16 protein-coding genes are annotated in these 18,635 nt (G+C 44.6%); 9 read left to right on the top strand and 7 right to left on the bottom strand.

The features are described from left to right. Positions 1-9: 9 nt before the first annotated feature. Positions 10-1,326, top strand: a complete 1,317-nt coding sequence (ahcY, locus tag GO620_RS14200; RefSeq protein WP_157524430.1) for an adenosylhomocysteinase — start codon at positions 10-12, stop codon at positions 1,324-1,326. Positions 1,327-1,387: 61 nt separating this feature from the next. Here ahcY and GO620_RS14195 read toward each other — a convergent pair whose 3' ends face one another. The 4 genes from GO620_RS14195 to GO620_RS14180 all read right to left on the bottom strand — a co-directional run bounded on the left by GO620_RS14195 (position 1,388) and on the right by GO620_RS14180 (position 4,374). After that, positions 1,388-1,846: an SRPBCC family protein gene (locus GO620_RS14195; protein ID WP_157524429.1), complete on the bottom strand. Its 459-nt coding sequence runs from the start codon at positions 1,844-1,846 to the stop codon at positions 1,388-1,390. A gap of 6 nt (positions 1,847-1,852) precedes the next feature. Beyond that, entirely contained in the window at positions 1,853-2,845 is a 993-nt protein-coding gene (locus GO620_RS14190) for a Kelch repeat-containing protein (RefSeq protein ID WP_157524428.1), read from the bottom strand. A 163-nt stretch (positions 2,846-3,008) separates the two neighbouring features. After that, entirely contained in the window at positions 3,009-3,338 is a 330-nt protein-coding gene (locus GO620_RS14185; protein WP_157524427.1) for a YbjQ family protein, read from the bottom strand. 49 nt (positions 3,339-3,387) lie between these two features. Then, positions 3,388-4,374 carry a polysaccharide deacetylase family protein gene (locus GO620_RS14180; protein WP_157524426.1) on the bottom strand — a complete coding sequence of 329 codons (987 nt, stop codon included), beginning with the start codon at positions 4,372-4,374 and terminating at the stop codon, positions 3,388-3,390. A 100-nt stretch (positions 4,375-4,474) separates the two neighbouring features. On the opposite strand from GO620_RS14180, the gene GO620_RS14175 reads away from it, so the two are divergent. The 3 genes from GO620_RS14175 (at position 4,475) to GO620_RS14165 (ending at position 9,981) form a co-directional block, all read left to right on the top strand. Beyond that, positions 4,475-5,233 (top strand): pyridoxine 5'-phosphate synthase, encoded by a 759-nt coding sequence (locus GO620_RS14175; protein WP_157525115.1) that lies wholly within the window; start codon positions 4,475-4,477, stop codon positions 5,231-5,233. A gap of 96 nt (positions 5,234-5,329) precedes the next feature. Next, positions 5,330-8,239 carry an aminomethyl-transferring glycine dehydrogenase gene (gene gcvP, locus GO620_RS14170; RefSeq protein WP_157524425.1) on the top strand — a complete coding sequence of 970 codons (2,910 nt, stop codon included), beginning with the start codon at positions 5,330-5,332 and terminating at the stop codon, positions 8,237-8,239. Between the two features lie 371 nt (positions 8,240-8,610). Beyond that, positions 8,611-9,981 (top strand): hypothetical protein, encoded by a 1,371-nt coding sequence (locus tag GO620_RS14165; protein ID WP_157524424.1) that lies wholly within the window; start codon positions 8,611-8,613, stop codon positions 9,979-9,981. Positions 9,982-10,109: 128 nt separating this feature from the next. On the opposite strand, the gene treF is transcribed toward GO620_RS14165, so the two are convergent. Beyond that, positions 10,110-11,666, bottom strand: a complete 1,557-nt coding sequence (gene treF / locus GO620_RS14160; protein WP_244139414.1) for an alpha,alpha-trehalase TreF — start codon at positions 11,664-11,666, stop codon at positions 10,110-10,112. A 196-nt stretch (positions 11,667-11,862) separates the two neighbouring features. On the opposite strand from treF, the gene GO620_RS14155 reads away from it, so the two are divergent. Next, positions 11,863-12,279, top strand: coding sequence for a response regulator (locus GO620_RS14155; RefSeq protein WP_157524422.1), 417 nt, complete (start codon positions 11,863-11,865; stop codon positions 12,277-12,279). Here the strand turns inward: GO620_RS14155 and GO620_RS14150 are convergent. Then, a complete protein-coding gene (locus GO620_RS14150; RefSeq protein WP_157524421.1) occupies positions 12,276-13,049 on the bottom strand; it encodes an MBL fold metallo-hydrolase in 774 nt (257 codons plus the stop codon). The genes GO620_RS14155 and GO620_RS14150 overlap by 4 nt on opposite strands. Positions 13,050-13,131: 82 nt before the next feature. On the opposite strand from GO620_RS14150, the gene recJ reads away from it, so the two are divergent. From recJ to GO620_RS14130, 4 genes are read left to right on the top strand one after another with little or no spacing between them, the layout of a single operon-like run. Continuing rightward, positions 13,132-14,841 carry a single-stranded-DNA-specific exonuclease RecJ gene (recJ, locus tag GO620_RS14145; RefSeq protein ID WP_394368561.1) on the top strand — a complete coding sequence of 570 codons (1,710 nt, stop codon included), beginning with the start codon at positions 13,132-13,134 and terminating at the stop codon, positions 14,839-14,841. 7 nt (positions 14,842-14,848) lie between these two features. Continuing rightward, the gene (gene lptB / locus GO620_RS14140; RefSeq protein WP_157524420.1) at positions 14,849-15,589 is read left to right on the top strand and encodes an LPS export ABC transporter ATP-binding protein; all 741 of its coding nucleotides are present in this window, start codon (positions 14,849-14,851) and stop codon (positions 15,587-15,589) included. A 12-nt stretch (positions 15,590-15,601) separates the two neighbouring features. Continuing rightward, the gene (locus tag GO620_RS14135; protein WP_157524419.1) at positions 15,602-17,137 is read left to right on the top strand and encodes a GH3 auxin-responsive promoter family protein; all 1,536 of its coding nucleotides are present in this window, start codon (positions 15,602-15,604) and stop codon (positions 17,135-17,137) included. Next, positions 17,134-17,730: a hypothetical protein gene (locus GO620_RS14130; RefSeq protein ID WP_157524418.1), complete on the top strand. Its 597-nt coding sequence runs from the start codon at positions 17,134-17,136 to the stop codon at positions 17,728-17,730. The genes GO620_RS14135 and GO620_RS14130 overlap by 4 nt, the downstream gene beginning before the upstream one ends. Positions 17,731-17,772: 42 nt before the next feature. Here GO620_RS14130 and folP read toward each other — a convergent pair whose 3' ends face one another. Further along, on the bottom strand, positions 17,773-18,627 hold the full coding sequence (folP, locus tag GO620_RS14125) for a dihydropteroate synthase (RefSeq protein WP_157524417.1): 855 nt from the start codon (positions 18,625-18,627) through the stop codon (positions 17,773-17,775). Positions 18,628-18,635 lie beyond the last annotated feature (8 nt).

Below are 18,635 nucleotides of genomic sequence, written 5' to 3'. Positions count from 1 at the left end.
TGAAAAATCATGTCATCAGTAGAGACAACATTTGTAAAAAGTAAAGTTAAGGACCCGTCATTAGCTTCATGGGGCCGTAAAGAAATTGAACTGGCCGAGGCAGAAATGCCGGGCTTAATGGCGCTTCGTGCAGAATATGGGCCGTCACAGCCGTTAAAAGGTGCGCGTATTGCAGGTTGTCTGCATATGACCATCCAAACCGCTGTTTTAATTGAAACGCTTAAAGCTTTAGGCGCAGAAGTTACCTGGTCTTCTTGTAACATTTTTTCAACCCAAGACCATGCAGCTGCAGCTATTGCCGACGCAGGTATCTCTGTTTATGCCTGGAAAGGTATGAATGAGGAGGAGTTTGACTGGTGTATCGAGCAAACTTTATTCTTTGGCGAGGACCGCCAGCCGCTAAACATGATCCTTGATGACGGCGGCGACTTAACCAATATGGTTCTTGACCGTTATCCTGAATTAGTTGCAGGCATTAAAGGCCTTTCTGAAGAAACTACTACCGGTGTACACCGTTTATATGAGCGCGTTAAAGCAGGTACATTGCCAATTCCGGCTATTAACATCAACGACTCTGTAACTAAATCAAAATTCGATAACAAGTACGGCTGCCGCGAGTCATTAGTAGACGCAATTCGACGCGCTACTGACGTAATGATGGCTGGTAAAGTAGCTGTTGTTTGTGGTTATGGTGATGTTGGTAAAGGTTCTGCAGATTCTTTGCGCAACGCGGGTGTACGTGTTATCGTAACCGAAATTGATCCTATCTGTGCTCTACAAGCAGCTATGGAAGGTTATGAAGTTAAAAAACTGGATACCGCTATAGCTGAAGCAGATATAGTTGTAACTGCTACAGGTAATAAAAACATCGTTCGTGAAAAACACTTCCGCGCGTTGAAAGATAAGGCTATCGTTTGTAACATCGGTCACTTTGATAATGAGATCGATATGGCTTGGTTAAACGGTGCTTATGGCTTAACTAAGGTTGAGATCAAACCGCAGGTTGATAAGTACAACGTTGAAGGTAAAGACGTGATCATATTGGCCGAAGGCCGTTTGGTAAACTTAGGTTGTGCTACCGGCCACCCAAGCTTTGTAATGAGTAACTCATTCACCAACCAAACCTTAGCACAATTAGAGCTTTGGACAAACCCGGGCAAATATGAGAACCAGGTTTATGTATTGCCTAAACACCTTGACGAGAAAGTTGCCCGTTTACATCTGGCTAAAATTGGTGTAGAGCTGGAAGTACTTGATCAGGATCAAGCTGAATATATCGGCGTAACTGTAGAAGGTCCGTTCAAACCGGAATACTACCGTTACTAAGTAGAAATTGAAAATTCAAAAAGCGCGTCGGGAAACCGAGGCGCTTTTTTATTGGATGCAATTAACTTTCCAATTCCTTTTTTGTTGTCGGTTTCCCTATGCCTGTGGTTATCAGATATTTTAAGCTGTTTTGTATATACCCTGTCCAGGCATTTGAGCAGGCATCATAGCACTCGACGTATGGTTGTAATCCAACCTGCGTAAAGCGCATCTCCGTTCCATCTTCATGCGGGTTGATATCGAAAACAATGCGGCTGCCGGTCCATTCATTTTCATCCTCAATAAAAGTAAGTTTGCTGTCTGTTACCAGCCATACCACTTTATGATTAGGGGTCACTTCAACGATTTTTTGGTTTGAGTAATGTACATCCCAAAACCGGACGGAAAACTCATCGTTTAAATTTTCCGTTTGCCCGGTAACACCTTCGGTCCACCAGCCACGCACATTATTTATGGCGTTAAATACTTCTTCCGGACTTTGCTTAACTATAAATGCTGTTGTAAAATCGGCACTGCTCATTAAATTTTACTTAAAGTCAGCGGTATAAGATTTTGCGAACTGTTTAAGATCTGCCACCTGTACAGATTTGGTGCCGTGCATTAATGCAAACCTGGACGCACCTCCAAACACGTAAAGTTTATCCCCAACAACGGCTGCACCGGCAGCACGGCGCCCCTCAAAGTTAGAGTGCAGCTTGGTAAATGTTTTACTTTCAGTATCGTAATAACCCAGAAAGTTTTCCTTATCGTATCCGCCTATCACAAAAATGAGGTTTCTATACACAGCAACACTATTCGCTGATACGGCATCGGGCAGTTTACCCACGACAGCCCACTTGTTAGCTTTAATGTCATAAGCTGATATGGTGGTCGACATCCGTTTTAAGAACTGATCGTATCCGCCAAAAGTGTAGATCACACCGTTTACTAGCGCCCCGGCCGTTTCCAGGCTCTCGGGCATATCTGCCAGCTTGGTAAATTTCTGCGTAGCTGGCTCAAATTTGTAAGTCGAATTAATGGTGTGTTTGTCATCAGCCGTGCCACCCAAAATATAAATGTTGCCATCATATTCCAAGGCGGTGCCATAGGCGGACGCCATTGGGTTAGAGATGTGCAGCGTTGTAATTGCGCCGCTCGCCATATCTATCTTTTGCACTTCGCGGTAAACGGAGTTGCCGCCGAACTTTACCCCGCCAAAAACATAAGTAGTGTTGGTAGATGAGACATAAGCTGCCTCTGACTGCGCTTTATAACCCATACCGTTACTTACGGTTTTCCACTTTTGGGTTGCAGTATTAAATTCAAGGATATTTGAACTATACCCGCCTGCGTAAACAGCATAGCCGTTTATGGCGTAAATACTCGGTCCGCTGTTTACCACTGCCGGCCAAAGCAGTCGGTAAGGCATATTTGGCGCATCGTCAAATTTCAAAAAGGGTTGTGCCGGTTTTTGCGCAAAGCCTATTTGTACGATGCTAAAAAGCAAAAGTGCCGCGAGTGTTAATTTATGCTTTTTCATGAAGTATGGATTTATAAAGGTTACGCTCCTGGTTGATTATCAAGGAGCGTCTTCTAAATAAATTTAGACACCAATGCCGGCATTATCAAGTTTATATAGTCATAAAAAAGTCCGAAATACTAAAATTTCGGACTTGTATTCAGTTATCGTAAATCGGGAAGCGTTATGCCTTCCCCACCACTACCGCGGTACCGTAGGCAAGCACTTCGGTAACACCCTGCATAATTTCATTGGCATCGTAACGCATATTTATGATGCCATTGGCACCAATAGCTTGCGCGTGTTGTATCAGTAACTGGTATGCTTCTTCGCGGGCATTTTCGCAAAGCTCTGTATAAATAGATAGCTGCCCGCCAAACAGAGCCTGGAAGCCGCCTGCCATATTACCCAAAACACTGCGGCTGCGTACTGTTATGCCGCGTACAACGCCTAAATGTTTAATAACTTTGTAACCTTCTAAACCTGTACTGGTGGTTATTAATGTATGGTCCATGTTATGATTGTTTTTTATTTAGACAAGCAGCCTGTCAATATGTTACAAATCAATGGCTTCCTTCAAACTCCTCGTCTACCGTCTCGCGCAAGTCGTACAACAGCCACTGTTTTTTTGCGATGGATGGTGCTTTTTGTTGTAGCAATTTTATGAATTCTGCAACGCCTACGGGTTCATTCCCATTGCCATGTATCAATACAATGCTGCCTGCCTGTGGATGCTGGCCCTTGGCAAGCCATGCGTCTGTCCCTATTGGGATCAACCCGAAATTTGTGATCGCGTAAACCAGTTGCTGGTCTGATACCAGACCCGGGAAACGAAAGAATACAGATGGAAGCAATCCCTCTTTAAGCATCAGTTTTTCTGTTTCTAAAACTTCGTAGCTGATGTTGGTGCCCGGCTCTAGCAGGAAATTCTCTTTTAGCGGGCGGCTCGCACTTACCCTGTGCGTAAAAGAGTGGTTTACCCAAGTGATATAGATCTCTTGTTTTTGCTGTAACTGTTTAAGCCACTGCAAATCTGCCTGATGTCGCTGCATCCAGACGCCCGAAATAGACAGCGCAATGGGTACCGGGCGCTCAACTTTTTGAAAGCCGCTGATCATGTCTGTGAATATCCGCTTGTCCAGCGGCCTGTGAGACGGGCAAAGGTCTGCCGTAAGACTAATGCCCATCTCTGTAGGGATACCGCGCTCAATACCGGCATTCTGTATCATCACGGATTTTTTCTCTGCTTCGCCAAGTGCCCTTGCATACGCCGAATTCTTAAACATGCCGCGCAGTTGAGGCAAAGTCATCGGTTTGAATTGATAGGCTGCCGGCTCGTCGACTTTAGTTTGCAGCGTTTGAGGGTTGACCATCAGAAAATAAGGCTTCCCACGGTTCTCGAATTTTCTTAAAACAACCCAATCCTGCGGGGCATTGTGCGCCCACCCGTAATACACACTGTAATTAATTATATGCTCAAAATTGGCCTGACCACGGGCGTTTGAGAATATAAAAAATAGGACTAATAATAGTAAACATTTAAATCGCATAAGCTTGGATTGGTGTCATTTTCAAATAAACCAATCAGAAAAATGTTTGCGATGTTATATACTTGCTAATACATCAACCTTAAAAAAATTTCCGATGCCGATGACTCGCCTTTCTGTAAATGTAAACAAGATCGCCACGCTTAGAAATTCACGTGGCGGAAATAACCCCGATCTTTTAAAAGTTGCCCGCGATTGCGAAGCCTTTGGTGCGCAAGGTATAACAGTTCACCCCCGCCCCGATGAACGCCACATTCGCTATGCCGACGTTTATGCGCTTAAAGATATTGTAACTACAGAATTTAATATAGAGGGCAATTGCCAGGAACAGAAATTTGTAGACCTGGTGCTCAATATAAAACCGCATCAGGTAACATTGGTGCCAGATGCGCTTGGCCAGCTAACATCAAACCATGGCTGGGACACGATAGCCAATAAAGTGTATCTGACAGAAACCGTAAAGAAATTTAAAGATCAGGGAATCCGGGTTTCGCTGTTTGTTGACCCGCAAACAGAAATGGTAGAAGCTGCCGCCGAAACGGGTACCGATCGCATTGAACTGTACACAGAGGGGTATGCTACCAAATACACCGAGGGCAAAGAGGCATCCATTGCTGATTATGTTAAGGCGGCGCAAACGGCACAGAAAGTAAACCTTGGGCTTAACGCCGGCCACGACCTGGATTTAAACAACCTTGCGTACTTTGCAGAAAACATACCCGGTTTGCTGGAAGTAAGCATAGGCCATGCTTTGATAAGCGATGCCCTATATTTTGGGTTAGAAACTACCATTCAAATGTATCTTGCGCGCTTGTCGGGCATTAAAACTGCAGAAGAAATACCCGCCGAAGGCGAAGTGTAAACACATGGCAATAACTATGGTATTGTGACATAGCCAATTGCCTTTACCCTTGCAAAAACTTACATTTGCACTTTAAATTCAGAGGGTAACCCGCACATGAGTATTAACATCAATTATCAGGAAAAATTTCAGGGCAGGCATATTGCGCCAAACGAGGCTGACACCGCCAAAATGTTAAAAGCCGTTGGTGCAAGCTCGCTTGACGACCTGATAGATCAGACCATACCTGCAAAGATCAGGCTTAAAAAGCCATTGAATTTGCCTGCTGCTAAAAGCGAGTTCGATTACCTGAACACACTTAAACAAACCGCGTCGAAAAACCGGGTGTTCAAGAGCTACATAGGCCAGGGGTATTATGATGTAATAGTTCCGGGTGTTATCCAGCGAAACATCTTGGAAAACCCGGGATGGTATACGCAGTACACCCCTTATCAGGCCGAGATAGCCCAGGGCCGTTTACAGGCATTGTTGAATTTCCAGACAATGGTGATCAGCCTTACGGGAATGGAAATAGCCAATGCGTCTTTACTGGACGAAGGCACTGCCGCCGCCGAGGCCATGTTTATGCAGTACAGCTTGCGTAAAAATCAAAAAGCGAATGTGTTCTTTGTTTCCGAAGAAGTTTTCCCGCAAACTATAGACATCCTTAAAACCCGTTCAGAACCCTATGGCATCAAACTGCAGGTGGGCGACCACCGTACGGTTGAACTGACCGAGGATATGTTCGGTGCTATTGTACAATATCCGGCAGGTGATGGCGTAGTATATGACTATAAAGATTTTGCCGCTGCCGCTCATAGTAAAAACATCAAGTTAACTGTTGTTGCCGACCTGATGAGCCTGGTGCTGTTAACGCCTCCGGGCGAATGGGGTGCCGATATCGTGGTTGGTACTTCACAGCGTTTTGGAGTGCCAATGGGCTTTGGTGGCCCGCATGCCGCGTTTTTTGCTACTAAAGAAGAATATAAGAGGTCGATACCGGGCCGTATCATTGGCGTAACCATTGATAGCGCCGGCGACTATGCTTTGCGCATGGCTTTACAAACCCGCGAGCAGCACATCCGCCGCGATAAAGCAACTTCAAACATTTGTACCGCACAGGCCTTGCTGGCTATCATGGCCGGCATGTACGCGGTTTACCACGGTCCGCAGGGTGTAAAATTGATCGCCGAACGTATACATGGTTTATCTGTTTTGCTGGCCAAATCGCTAAACGCGCTAGGCTATCAGCAGTTAAATGATGCCTATTTTGATACATTAAAGTTTGACCTGGGCGATCTGGCAGGTCCTATCCACAGTGAGGCATTGAACAATGAGGTGAACCTGCATTACAAAGGTTCTGTAGTCACCATCTCATTGGACGAGACCACCAGCGTAAAGGACGTTGAGACCATAGTGCGCTTCTTTGCCAAAGTTAAAGGTAAAACCCTTAATGATGCCGGTTTTGAAAGCCTGCAGGCTAATATTGATACCATTATCCCTGCCGGCTTGCAGCGTACAAGCGAATATCTTGATCACCCGGTATTCAATTCGCATCACTCAGAGCATGAGATGCTGCGTTATGTCAAATCGTTAGAAGCTAAAGACCTTTCGCTTTGCCACTCTATGATAGCATTAGGTTCTTGTACCATGAAACTGAACGCCACAACAGAGATGGTGCCGGTTACCTGGGCAGAGTTTAGCAAGATGCACCCCTTTGCGCCGGCCGACCAGGTTGGAGGTTATATGCAACTGTTTAGCGAGTTGAATGACTGGCTGAGCGAGATCACGGGCTTCGCCGCCATGAGCTTGCAGCCAAATGCCGGCGCTCAGGGCGAATACGCAGGCTTAATGGTTATCCGCGCCTACCACCACAACCGTGGCGATACCCAACGTAACATTGCCTTGATCCCGTCTTCGGCGCATGGTACCAACCCTGCTTCGGCGGCAATGGCCGGGATGAAGATCGTTGTTGTAAAATGTGACGAGAATGGCAACATTGACGTTGCCGATCTTAAAGCCCGCGCCGAGCAATACAAAGACGAGCTGTCTTGCCTCATGGTGACCTACCCGTCAACCCATGGTGTGTTCGAAGAGTCTATCATAGAAATATGCGAGATCATTCACCAAAACGGCGGACAGGTTTATATGGACGGTGCTAATATGAACGCGCAGGTTGGCTTAACCAGCCCGGCAAATATTGGTGCCGACGTTTGCCACCTTAACCTGCACAAAACGTTCTGCATACCTCACGGCGGCGGTGGCCCAGGCATGGGTCCAATCGGCGTAGCAGCGCACCTCGTGCCTTACCTGCCCGGCCATGCCGTGGTAGATATTGACAAAGGCAAATCCATCCCGGCTGTATCCGCAGCGCCATGGGGATCTGCATCTATATTGATAATCTCGCACGCCTACATCGCCATGATGGGCGGTGACGGTCTTACTAACGCTACACGTTACGCCATCTTAAACGCTAACTATATCAAGTCGCGTTTAGAGCAGCACTACCCTGTATTGTACACCGGCTCGCATGGCCGTTGCGCTCATGAGATGATCCTGGATTGCCGCGCGTTTAAAAACTTTGGCATAGAGGTTACCGATATTGCTAAACGTTTGATGGACTACGGCTTCCACGCGCCTACGGTGTCCTTCCCGGTTGCAGGGACTGTGATGGTTGAGCCGACCGAATCTGAACCTAAGCACGAGTTGGATCGTTTCTGCGACGCGATGATCGCGATCCGTCATGAGATAGATGACGTTCAGAAAGAAGTGTCAGATAAAACCGATAACCCGTTGAAGAATGCACCACATACAGCTGCTGTAATTACGGCAAATGAATGGGAGCATCCTTATACCCGCCAGAAAGCCGCCTTCCCGCTGCCTTATGTGGCGCAGTATAAATTCTGGCCGTCTGTAGGCAGGGTAAATGACACTTACGGCGACCGTACATTGATCTGCTCTTGCCCGCCGTTGACAGATTACGAATTTGAAGAAAGCGAAGTTACCACGCCAGAATACGGCACCTGAAATCACCATATTATTTGCATAGCTCCCCTGCACAGGCGGAGCTTTTTTTGTGACACGATTTCGCGGGTGTTTCACTGTTTCAGGTGAAACAGTTGAAACAGGCGTTCCTTACTTTTAAGTATATGACAAGGTTTCGCTCTTTATTAATTATCAGCCCGTTACAGCGTTTACCTGCAAGCACTATTTTGTCAGTAGGCTGCTTTTTAGCTGACAAATTGGTGCCACTGAAACAGGTAAATTGCAAGGCAATTGTAGGGTACGAAGGATTTGTTGTTATCACATTATATTATGCTTTCGACAGGCTCAGGCTGACATGACGTATTATCGAGTTACACTTATTCAAATTGAATTAGTTATTTAAACAAGTCATTATGCTAACTTTAAATATGGGTTGCATATCTTATGATTTTTTAGCGAATAGTTTTTTTTTCGAAGAGACATTTTTAACAAGCAGTTTTAAAAATTATTCAGATAATGAGATAAAAAGGGAACTTGAAAATTATCGTAATTACATACTGTCGCATAAAAATGAAATCTTCCTTGACATTGTTTCAAAGCAATCATCTTTAAAGGTATTTTCTACAATAGACGATATTCCAGAAAAAACATTAACGAAAAGCGCTTTCTATATTGAACAATTTATTCTTGATGATCCGTTGTTTAAACTCGCTTATGAGAAAAGTGCGCAAAGTATTGTCATGGGATCCTATCTCGGCTATAAGAATGAAAATAGCCTTGATAGGAATAGCCTTGTAAAAGCACTTTTAAAGCTCAAAAAAATAACTCCAATGGTCTCAGGAGATTACGTAAAACTAATTCCTGCAAGTTGGGTATTTGAGCCTCAAGAGCATACTCCGGTTTATTATTCACCAGTTTTCTTTGAAAATGATTTGCCTCCAGCAATCCACCAGTTTTGCAAAGAAAATGCTGTTGTTAATTCAATGAAGGCAACTAGTAAAGGAGGCTGGCAGTTATTACATGAATTGGATTTTACGCCAGGCATTCACATTGGATTTGGTGACGATAAATTTAAAAATGGAATGATTTATCATTATTTCCTCCAAGAGTATCTTCCAACAGAGAAACCCAATGTTTTTGAAACAAGAATGCGATTGGCCGATTATCCTGTTAGTAAAGAAGAGTGGCAAGGATGGGTTAAGCAATCTATTAATAGAACCGCTATAAATCTAGTTGATAGAGTATATCAAGAGATTGGTATTGCTGAGAGTTTAAAGGCAACATATATTACCGAACAACAATTTACCGCCGATCTACTTATTAAGAGCTTTGATCACAAAGAAACACCGCAGTCTGTAACTGCCAAGCAGGTATTAAATCTAGATTTGCCTTTTATTGATAATGTTGATGTTCAGAAACTCATGGACATTCGCAACTACGATCAGGATGTTTTTACCAATTTTAGAATTGAGCTAGAACGCCAATTTCGCGAACTTCGCTTTGTTTCCGATGATAAGGAATTAAAAGAACGACAGGAAAATATTTTACATGAGTTAGGTGAAACCGGCGTAAAAAAGATTAATGGTAAATTATCTGCACTAAAAAAGAAATCATTACTAGACGGGACAATTTTAATAGGGGGACTGACTGGCTCTGTAATGACTGGTGGTTGGAGTCTTCTTGCGGCGGCAATTGCTGGCGCATCAGGATATAAAACCTATTTAGAGTATAAACAAAGCCTTAAAGAAAACCCATCCTATTTGCTATGGAAAGTTCTAAAATAATCTAAAGTGCACAATAATCCCCAATGTTCTTTTGCCTTCATTTATAGTGAGTGGTTAACTCTTTTCGCTGTTTAAAACGTCGACCCCATATTAAGCATGAGATACAATCGCGCGCAAGCCCATTCAGCCTACTGCTTATAAATATTCATCAGTTTTAGCAGCACACCATTGGTCCAGCCGAAACCGTCTTGCAAAGGGTATTCACCCCCGCCGCCTACTGATACGTCAACGTTTTCGATGTTATATTTTTCCAGCAGCTTACCTGTACTCTCAAATGCCGACTTGTTAAGCTTGATCCAGCGCAGGGCGGCAACTTCTGCTAATTTGTCTTTTCCATAAGCGCGCAGCCCCATTATGGCCATAAACTCCAGTGGTGCCCAGCCGTTCGGCCTGTCCCATTGCTCACCGGTATTAAACATGGTACAAGCTATGCCGCCCGGCTGCAGCAGTTTGTTTTCTACAGCAACGGCTATTTTGTCTGCCTGGTGGGGCGTTGCCACGTTGAAAAACAGCGGTGATGTTGTGGCGATGGTTAACCATGGCGATTTCTTGTGCGTTGTCCAGTTATAATCCTGATAAATGCCTTCGGCTTCGTTCCAGCAGAATTTCATCAGGCTCTTCCTACGCGCGTCTGCCCTTGCCAGATAGATCTTGCCGGTGATTGCATCTCCGCGAAGCGAATATGAGCGTGCCAGTACCTGTTCTAAATGATATAGTAAACAGTTTAAATCAACAGGTACCAGTTTAGTAGTTTGTATAGTAGTAAGGTGCTTGCCGTCAACAAACCATCGGCTGCAAAAATCCCACCCCGATTCTGCCGCCGAACGTGCATTCTGGTAATAATCGGCAGCCTTTTGCTTGCTTTGTTGTGCAGCCAGTATATCTTCGCGGTATGATTCTTCCCTTGGCGTGCGGCTTGCGTCACAATAACGGTTCAGGATAGAGCCATCGGGCATTTTAACCACATGCCTCAGCGCGCTATTTACTTTAACCCCGCCAACGCCATCCATCCAGTATTTGTATTCCTTTAATAGTTCCGGCAGATACTTCGTGATGGTTTTGTTGCCCTTGTGCTTGGCCAGTAATTCTACCATCAATGCAAAGAACGGCGGCTGTGAACGGCTGATGTAATACGTGCGCATACCATTGGGGATATGGCCGTAAGTGTCTATCACATAGGCAAAGTTCTTCACCATGTTCTCTATCACATCCCAGCGGCCGCTTTCCTCAAGGCCCTGCATGGTAAAATAGGTATCCCAGTAGTAAGATTCGCGGAAACGCCCCCCGGGAACAATGTAACGGTAGGGCAAATTAATGCGCGACCCTTCTTTGTCTTTATCCGCTTTGCGTTGCAATACGTTCCACAGGGTGTCAATGTGTTTTCTAACCCCAGCAGAAATGTCGCTCACAAAGCCCGAGGTTACTGATAGAGGTATTTCGAAATTCTGGTCGGCAAATTGTTTTAAGTTGAAACCGGGCGAATTTTTCAAACGGTTATAGTCGGCCAGTATTTCTTTGGCAGGTCGTTTAGGCATTGCATCGGCAAATGTTTTACCATCAGGATACAGGTGTGCCATTTGCACGGCGGCAAACAAACCCGGGAAAACCTCCGCAGGCGTCTTAACCTGGGCTTTAACATTAGTTAAAAATATAAAGGCAAAGGCAAGTGGTAATAATTTTTTCATCATTGTGTAATTGGCAAAGCAAAGTAAAAAATTGTTACAACAAATTAACTTAGGTTTATAAATCAACCAATTATGTATTTTAAGAGGATTTGTAACGGCTGGTATAAATAAAAACAAGCCATTTATTTGGTTAAGCCGTTAATTTTATCACTTTTGAGAATAAAACTTTTTAAACATTCTATACGTATAACCGCATATGAATAATGAGCAGCGGCCTGTGAATATTATGCTAGTTGACGACGACGAGATCAACAACTTTATTTCGGTGAAGCTGATCAAAAAAGCGGTTGTCAGCAGTGAGATCAGTTCGGCCCTTAATGGCAAACTGGCCATAGATAAATTGGTAGAACTTAAAAATCAGGGCCAGCAGCTTCCTGACTATATCCTTTTGGATATAAATATGCCTGTGATGAATGGCTGGGAGTTTTTAGACGAGTATAAAGCGTTGGATATCGACCCGGAATCGAAGACCAAAATATTTATCATTTCATCTTCGGTGTTTAGCAACGATATTAACAAAGCAAAATCTTATGCGCTGGTAAAAGATTTCGTATCGAAGCCACTCAACATAGATAAGATCAAAGAGCTTTTTGTAAAAGAAGAGCAGGCTTAAGCTGGTACAACTGTAAAGGCATCGCCTTGCATTTGTACTTTGCCGACAGGCATACGTTTAGCATGGTAAAATAAGCAGGTACGGTTATCCTCTGCAGCCTCATGTCCGTAAATTTCGCGCAATTCCATAGCCTTGCGTCCATTGTAATCATACTTGGCAATAAACTTCCTGATCAGTTGTTCGGGCTCAGGCAGTTCGTCTCCGCCAAAGAAAAATTTTGTATCACCTTCCTCAATCAAAAACACCTGGTGATAAGGGCAGTGTCCGCCTGATAGTTGATAAGTGATACCCGGCTTCAGTTCCCCGTCGCCTTCAACAAAATGCAAATCTGCAGAACGCTGCAAGGCATCAAATATATTTGTGTGGTATGACGATGACTTGCCTGAAAATGCAGTTTCCCATTCGCCCCGTTGTATCACATGCTGAGCCTGCGGAAATGCGGGTTCCAGCCTGCCGTTTTTTTCTTTAACTAATCCGCCCGAATGATCATAATGCAGATGCGACATCAATACGAGTGTAACATCTTCCGGATCGAACCCTGCGTTGCGGATGTGCTTATATAAAAAGAGTTCGCCATCTTCGGCCGCATAACCTAAGCCGCTATCCAAAAGAATAAGGTCTTTTTCTGTTTTGATAAGAAAGGGGTTTACATGTATGAAGATTGAACCCGGGCGGGATTTAAAATCGTCTTTCTCGGGGTCGAAAGGGATAAATTTCTTAGTCGAGTCTACAGAGTATGAACCTTCTTTGAGAGCAAAAACCGCCGCCATATCTTTTATATACTTTTTTGGGCTTACCTTTGTTTTTAATAAACCAGCCGCTAATTATATTTACTAAACCGTGGGCGAAGATATACAAAAACGATGGGCGCGGCTTAAAATGCCCGATGACGACGTGATACAGCAACTGGCTGAAGCACTAAGCATCGATCCCGTTTTAGCAGCCCTGCTTTTACAGCGCGAGATCAAGTCTTTCGAGGAAGCAAAGCATTTTTTCCGGCCGGATATCCGCCACCTGCACGATCCTTTTTTAATGCAGGATATGGAAAAGGCAATCGAGAGGATTGAAACTGCCTTGGAAAAAGAAGAAAAAATTCTGATCTATGGTGACTACGATGTGGACGGGACCACTGCCGTAGCCTTGGTTTACAGTTTCTTCTCAAAGCGTACTACCAACATTAGCTATTACATTCCCGACAGGTATAAAGAGGGCTATGGCATTTCTACTCAAGGAATAGACTATGCTGCGGAAAACAGCTATTCGCTGATCATTGCTTTAGACTGCGGTATAAAATCGGTAGATAAGATAGATTATGCCAACAGTTTAGGGATAGATTTTATTATTTGCGACCACCATCTTCCGGGAGGTGATCTGCCGAAGGCGATAGGCGTTTTAGACCCAAAGCGCGCGGATTGTGAATATCCTTACAAAGAGCTTTCGGGTTGTGGCATTGGCTTTAAACTGGTGCAGGCTTATGCCGAAAAGAATGGGATCCCGTTTGAAAGCATTGCCTGCTATATGGACCTTGTAGCCGTGAGCATTGCTTGCGATATTGTACACATTACCGGCGAGAACCGCACGCTGGCTTACTTTGGCCTCCAAAAGTTAAATAGCGAGCCCTGCACGGGTATAAAGACCTTGATGGAGATTGCAGGTAAGAAAGAACGCGTAAATATATCCGACGTGGTATTCAGCATCGGCCCGCGAATTAACGCGGCAGGCCGTATAGCCGACGCCAAACATGCGGTAGCCCTGCTGATATCCGATGATGTGCTTAACGCCGGCGACATCGGCGCGTTGATCAATGGCCACAATGCCGAACGTAAAGGCCATGACCAGACCATTACAGACGAGGCTTTAAGTATGATTAAAAGCGATGCGGCGCTTGTTGCCAAAAAATCTACCGTAGTATTTAATGAGCGCTGGCATAAAGGTGTGATAGGTATTGTGGCTTCGCGGCTAACCGAAAAATATTACCGCCCGACAATTGTATTAACGCGTTCTAACGGGCATGTGGCCGGCTCCGCGCGTTCTGTTTACGGATTTGATCTATATGAAGCGCTTAGTAATTGCAGCGACTTGCTTACGCAATATGGCGGCCACATGTATGCGGCAGGATTAACCATGCCGCCCGAAAATGTTCTAGCCTTTATAGACCGTTTTGAAGAGGTTGTTGGCGCAACGATAACTGATGAACAGTTGATTCCCGAGATAAAGATCGATGCCGAAATCAAACTGTCGCAAATAAACTCAAAATTTTATAGGGTTTTAAGCCAGTTCGGTCCGTTTGGCCCCGCTAATATGACGCCTGTGTTCTTGTCGAAAGGGGTAAGAATATGCGGACAGCCGTTATTGGTTGGCAGCGAACACTTAAAAATGTTCGTTCAGCAGGATGGTTCGGCAATGTTTGAGTGTATCGCGTTCGGGCAACACTCATGGATTCGCGATTTAAAACAAGACCGGCCATTTGACATTTGTTATTGTATTGAAGAAAATGTTTGGCGCGATAAGCGTACTTTGCAACTCAATATTAAAGGAATAAGACAAGCTGCGCAGCAGTAAACCAATTATGATCCTACGTGCAGAGCACCTTTTAAAAAAATATAAACAGCGCACTGTTGTAAACGATGTGTCTTTCGATGTAGCGCAGGGCGAAATTGTTGGTCTGCTGGGCCCTAATGGAGCCGGTAAAACCACCTCTTTTTACATGATCGTGGGCTTGATAAAACCTAACGAGGGCCGCATTTTTTTAGACGACGAAGATATTACCGGCGATGCCATGTACCGACGCGCGCAAAAAGGCATTGGCTACCTGGCGCAGGAAGCATCTGTTTTTAGAAAACTCACGGTAGAAGATAATATAAAAGCCGTGTTGGAGATGGGCAACATGGACAAGGTGCGCCAGCAGGAGAAACTGGAGTCACTGATAGACGAGTTTAGCCTGCACAAGGTGCGCCGCAACCGTGGCGACCTGTTATCCGGTGGCGAACGCCGCCGCACCGAGATTGCCCGCGCTTTGGCGGCCGAGCCCAATTTCATCCTGCTTGATGAACCTTTTGCCGGCGTAGACCCTATCGCTGTTGAAGAAATTCAAAGCATGGTTGCTAAATTAAAGCACCGCAACATTGGTATCTTAATTACAGACCACAACGTACAGGAAACCTTGTCGATCACGGACAGGGCGTACTTGCTTTTTGAAGGTAAGATACTGGAATCTGGTGTACCCGAGGTGCTTGCAGCAAATGAGATGGTGCGTAAAGTTTACCTGGGCGCCAACTTTGTGCTAAAAAGAAAAACCTTTGCACCTTAATCTTCTCGCTGAATGACCGTACTCAACTCCGTTTTTAACTGGTTGATGAAGAAACGCATTCACCAGATAGAGCTGTTCAAAAAATACCCTAATGAGGTACAGGAAGAGTGGTTTGAAAAGCTGATCTCGGCAGCAGAGCATACAGAGTGGGGAAAAAAATATCATTACAAAAGTATCGAACACCTGCACCAGTTTAAAGAGCGTGTTCCCATACAAACCTACGACACCTTAAAGCCCTATATAGAGCGCATGCTCAAAGGCGAGCAGCAAATTCTGTGGCCGTCGGAAATTAAATGGTTTGCCAAATCATCAGGTACTACTAATGATCGTAGTAAGTTTATTCCGGTAAGTGAAGAGTCGCTCGAAGAGTGCCATTTTAAGGGCGGGAAGGATGTATTCACGTTGTATTGCAACCATCACCCCGACAGCAGGGTGTCTACCGGTAAGATATTAACCCTGGGCGGCAGCCACCAGATCAGTCAGATGAATGCCGACACATTTTTTGGCGATCTGTCTGCCGTGATCATGAAAAACCTGCCACTCTGGGCAGAATTTTATCGCATCCCGAAATTGGACATCGCGCTTATTGAAAACTTTGAGGAGAAGATAGAAAAGATGGCCCGGGCTACCATAGGCGCTAATGTTACGGGTATAAGTGGCGTGCCTACCTGGAACATTATTCTCTTTAAACGCATACTGGAAATAACCGGCAAAAAGAACCTGTTAGAAGTATGGCCTAATTTAGAATTGTACTTTCATGGGGCGGTAAATTTTACCCCTTATTTTGAGCAGTTCAGGCAGCTGATCCCCAAGGAAAACATGTTTTACATGGAAACCTACAACGCGACTGAAGGCTTTTTTGGTATACAGGACCTTGAAGAGCACGGTGAGATGCTATTGATGCTGGATTATGGCATTTTCTATGAGTTTTTGCCTATGGAACATCTTGGCGAAGAGCATCCTGTAACGCTGACGCTCGATGAAGTAGAACTTCATAAAAACTACGCGTTGATCATCAGCACCAACTCCGGGTTATGGCGATATATGATAGGCGATACCGTACGGTTTACATCACTAGCGCCGTACAGGATACAAATAACCGGGCGTACCAAGCATTATATCAACGCTTTTGGTGAGGAAGTAATTGTTGATAATGCTGACCGTGCAATAGATGAAGCCTGTCGCCAAACGGGGGCTGTAATTTCTGAATACACTGCCGGGCCCATTTATTTTTCTGACAATAAGTCGGGAGGGCATGAGTGGATCATCGAGTTTGAGCGGCAGCCTGCAGAGTTTGAGCGCTTTGTTGACTTGCTCGACCAAACACTGCGCAAACTCAATTCGGATTATGATGCCAAGCGTTTTAAAGATCTGGCGCTGCATCGCCCGTTGATACACAAAGCGCCGCAGGGCACGTTTTTAAAATGGATGAAACTGCGCGGCAAATTAGGCGGTCAGCACAAGGTGCCCCGTTTGGCCAACAACCGCGAATATTTAGAAAGTATTCTGGAGCAGATTGGTGATGAGGTGCAATTGAGGAGGGCATGAAGAAATTGGTTATATTATTGGTTTGCCTGGCTGGTTTCTGTCAAAGTTTTGCTCAAACAAGGATTCCTGATTTCCAAGGTAATATCCGACGTAACTCAGGAGATGATTCTTTGATAAGATCGAGTGTGGGTAGTTTTGATTTAACTATTGCTCTAAGATCTTTTTCGTATTGGTCGGGTCAATATAAAGCATATGATGTTTGGGTGGTCAACAACGGCAAGTGGAAAAAGATGGTTGCGGTCATTAACGATTCAAAACTAGCTGCTAAACATGAGCCCATTAAACTAAAAAACATTACAGATATCACAAACGGCGATGAAATCCTGAAAAGTTTTACTGCAAACCGCTTATTCGAAATTGAGGATGATGGTGTTTTTGCAGATTGTCCGCCAAGAGACACTCTTATCAATGGTAAAAGAGAAGCAATCATTCATAGAATATCTGATGCAGAAGAATACTCGTTGTACATCATTACTCAAAAAAAGTCAAGACAACTTTATTTCTACGCACCGGAATATTTTCATACCTATTGCCCGGCTTTTGGTAACAGGAAAGCATTTCTTGCTTTCTTGAAAGCGCTTCACCCCAAGTAAGCCGGGATGTATAAACTGATTGATAGATCACAGGGTGGTTATCTATGTTTTCACCGCCTCAAAAATTTTCACTGCTTCAACTGCTTGTTTCACATCGTGAACACGTAAAATACTTGCGCCGTTCATTAAAGCAATGGTGTTGGCTACCGTTGTTCCATTAAGCGCGTCTTCGACTGGGATATCCAAAGTGCCGTAGATCATACGTTTTCTCGATATTCCGGCAAGGATTGGCAACCCAAGCATCTCAAAGTCGCGCAGTCGGTTAAGCAGCGTAAAACTGTGTCCGGCGGTCTTGGCAAAACCAAACCCCGGGTCGATGACCACATCGTGAACACCTAAATTTTTCAACTGATAATGCTTTTTTTCGAGATAGGTAAACACTTCCGTGAACACATCGTCATAAACAGCAAGGTCTTTCATGGTTTGCGGTGTACCTTTCATGTGCATCAATATATAAGGCACTTGCAGTCGGGCTACCGTTTCAAACATGTGTTTATCCAATTCGCCACCTGAGATGTCATTGATAATATGTGCTCCGGCATTTACGGCCGACTCAGCTATTCCGGCACGGAAAGTATCAACGGAAATTACAGCTTCAGGAAATTTGCTGGCGATGGCTTCGACAACAGGTATCAAGCGGATGGCTTCTTCTTCTTCAAAGATATCAGATGCCCCCGGCCGGGACGAATAAGCGCCGAGGTCTAAAAAAGAAGCACCATCGTTGAGCATCTTTTCGGCCTGATGCAACACGTCCTCCATGATCTGCCGGCGGCTGCTTGCATAAAACGAGTCTGGAGTAAGATTGATGATACCCATCACCTTTGGGTGGCTTAAATCTATAAGTCTGCCGCCTGCATTGAGGGTTGTCTTTTTCTGAAAAACTGTATCTTTAAACATCTTATCTA

Origin of the sequence: Mucilaginibacter ginkgonis (genome assembly GCF_009754905.2) — a bacterium.
GTDB classification, from domain to species: Bacteria; Bacteroidota; Bacteroidia; order Sphingobacteriales; family Sphingobacteriaceae; genus Mucilaginibacter; species Mucilaginibacter ginkgonis.
Note: the sequence above shows the minus strand (reverse complement) of the source record. Positions and strands in the feature narration are given on the sequence as shown.

Bases quoted from the DNA above. Each gene is read 5' to 3' on its own strand.
- ahcY (WP_157524430.1), top strand. From the start codon at position 10: ATGTCATCAGTAGAGACAACATTTGTAAAAAGTAAAGTTAAGGACCCG.
- GO620_RS14195 (WP_157524429.1), bottom strand. From the start codon at position 1,846: ATGAGCAGTGCCGATTTTACAACAGCATTTATAGTTAAGCAAAGTCCG.
- GO620_RS14190 (WP_157524428.1), bottom strand. From the start codon at position 2,845: ATGAAAAAGCATAAATTAACACTCGCGGCACTTTTGCTTTTTAGCATC.
- GO620_RS14185 (WP_157524427.1), bottom strand. From the start codon at position 3,338: ATGGACCATACATTAATAACCACCAGTACAGGTTTAGAAGGTTACAAA.
- GO620_RS14180 (WP_157524426.1), bottom strand. From the start codon at position 4,374: ATGCGATTTAAATGTTTACTATTATTAGTCCTATTTTTTATATTCTCA.
- GO620_RS14175 (WP_157525115.1), top strand. From the start codon at position 4,475: ATGACTCGCCTTTCTGTAAATGTAAACAAGATCGCCACGCTTAGAAAT.
- gcvP (WP_157524425.1), top strand. From the start codon at position 5,330: ATGAGTATTAACATCAATTATCAGGAAAAATTTCAGGGCAGGCATATT.
- GO620_RS14165 (WP_157524424.1), top strand. From the start codon at position 8,611: ATGCTAACTTTAAATATGGGTTGCATATCTTATGATTTTTTAGCGAAT.
- treF (WP_244139414.1), bottom strand. From the start codon at position 11,666: ATGAAAAAATTATTACCACTTGCCTTTGCCTTTATATTTTTAACTAAT.
- GO620_RS14155 (WP_157524422.1), top strand. From the start codon at position 11,863: ATGAATAATGAGCAGCGGCCTGTGAATATTATGCTAGTTGACGACGAC.
- GO620_RS14150 (WP_157524421.1), bottom strand. From the start codon at position 13,049: ATGGCGGCGGTTTTTGCTCTCAAAGAAGGTTCATACTCTGTAGACTCG.
- lptB (WP_157524420.1), top strand. From the start codon at position 14,849: ATGATCCTACGTGCAGAGCACCTTTTAAAAAAATATAAACAGCGCACT.
- GO620_RS14135 (WP_157524419.1), top strand. From the start codon at position 15,602: ATGACCGTACTCAACTCCGTTTTTAACTGGTTGATGAAGAAACGCATT.
- GO620_RS14130 (WP_157524418.1), top strand. From the start codon at position 17,134: ATGAAGAAATTGGTTATATTATTGGTTTGCCTGGCTGGTTTCTGTCAA.
- folP (WP_157524417.1), bottom strand. From the start codon at position 18,627: ATGTTTAAAGATACAGTTTTTCAGAAAAAGACAACCCTCAATGCAGGC.